This is a genomic window from Agrococcus sp. HG114, from assembly GCF_024723325.1.
Classification (GTDB): domain Bacteria; phylum Actinomycetota; class Actinomycetes; order Actinomycetales; family Microbacteriaceae; genus Agrococcus.
The window spans coordinates 1-1,437 of sequence record NZ_JANQCH010000218.1 but is presented as its reverse complement, the minus strand read 5'-3'; the positions used below and the strand labels follow the sequence as shown (position 1 = coordinate 1,437).

General features: G+C 75.3%; 2 protein-coding genes. Both read right to left on the bottom strand.

Features of this window, described 5'->3' with window-relative positions; translation table 11 throughout:
• On the bottom strand, positions 1-654 hold a 654-nt coding region (locus tag NWP09_RS12820; protein WP_258275883.1), incomplete at its 3' end, for a LysR family transcriptional regulator substrate-binding protein.
• A 110-nt stretch (positions 655-764) separates the two neighbouring features.
• A partial coding sequence (locus tag NWP09_RS12815) for an alpha/beta fold hydrolase (RefSeq protein ID WP_309137123.1) occupies positions 765-1,437 on the bottom strand: 673 nt, incomplete at its 5' end.

The window sequence follows — 1,437 nt, the reverse complement described above, 5'->3', positions numbered from 1 at the left end:
GCCGTGCCCGCCGCGCCTGCGGGGGCGCGAGGCGGGCGGGGTCGGCTTCGGCTTCGATGGGCGCGGCTTCGCGCCGGTCGCGGCGTTCCCCGGCTCGACCCGGTGCTCCCGGTCCCGGCCGCGCGAGGATCCCGCACGCCGGCCCTTCGCGATGCCGATGAGCTCCTGGTGCAGGGCCGAGTCCGCGCGCTCGAGCCAGACGAGCGCGATCGTCGTGCTCGGCGCATCCGTCACCACCCGGTGCCGCGTGCCGGTGCCGCCGAGCGCGCGCGCGACCGACATGGGCACGATCGCGAGCCCCGCGCCGGTCGCGACGACCTCGAGCAGCTGCGCGGCGCTCAGGTCGCCGGCCTCGAGCATCGGCTCGCCCGCGAGGTCGGCGAGCGCGACCTCGTCGAACGCGACGATCGGGTGCCCGACGGGCGCGACGACCACCGGCAGCTCGTCGTAGAGCGGCACCTGGTGGAGACCCTCGCCGGGTACGGGGAGCCGGGCGAGCACCGCGTCGACGCGCCCGTCCTCGAGCGCGCGCACCGCATCCGCCTCGTCGAGCGCGACGAGCTCGATCGGCACCTCGGGGACGCGCTGCGCCCACACGCGCATCCACTTCGCGGGCGTCACGCCCGGCACGCCGCCGAGCCGGAACCGTTGCATGGCTCCATCCTGCCGCGCGCGGCGGCATCGCCGTGCGCTCGATGGCGCTCAGCGCCGCCCCAGGCGGAATGCGCGCTCGACGGCTCGCCCAGCGTCATCGAGCGTCGCTGTCAGACCCGCTGCAGGAACGCCACGACGTCCGCGAGCTCCTCGGCGACGATCGAGTGGCCGCGGTGGTACGTGCGGCGGTCGACGTCGAAGTGCGCGTCGAGCCACGGGATCGACCGCGCGATCTTGTCGCGGTGGATCACGTCGTCGAGGTCGCCGATCGTGCTCAGCAGCGGCAGCCGGGGCTGCCGCGCCGCGAGCACCGCGTCGCCCGGCAGCTCGCCCGCGTGCACGAACGACGAGAGGTGGGCGATGGACGCGAACCGCTCGGGCGCGAGCCGCGCGAGCTGCACGGCCATGGCCCCGCCCTGCGAGAACCCCAGCAGGTGCACGCGCGACACCTCGCGATCCAGACCGTCGAGCCACTCGAGCACGCCCGCGGCGGTCGCGTTGATGCGCTCGTCGTCGTCGCTGTCGACGGGGGAGAAGTCGAACCACGCGAAGCCGCCGCCGTAGGGGATCGGGGCGCGCAGGGACGCGACCGTGAGCTCGGCCGGCAGGTGCGGGGCGAGGCCGAAGAGGTCGCCCTCGTGCGAGCCGATGCCGTGCATGACGAGCAGCAGCTCGTCGCCCGTGCCCTCGCGCCACTGCACCGCGTCCGCGTCGAGCTTGTGCTCGAGGGTCGCGTGCGACGTCGCCGCCCAGCGCGCCGACAGCACGGTGCGGAACGAGTAG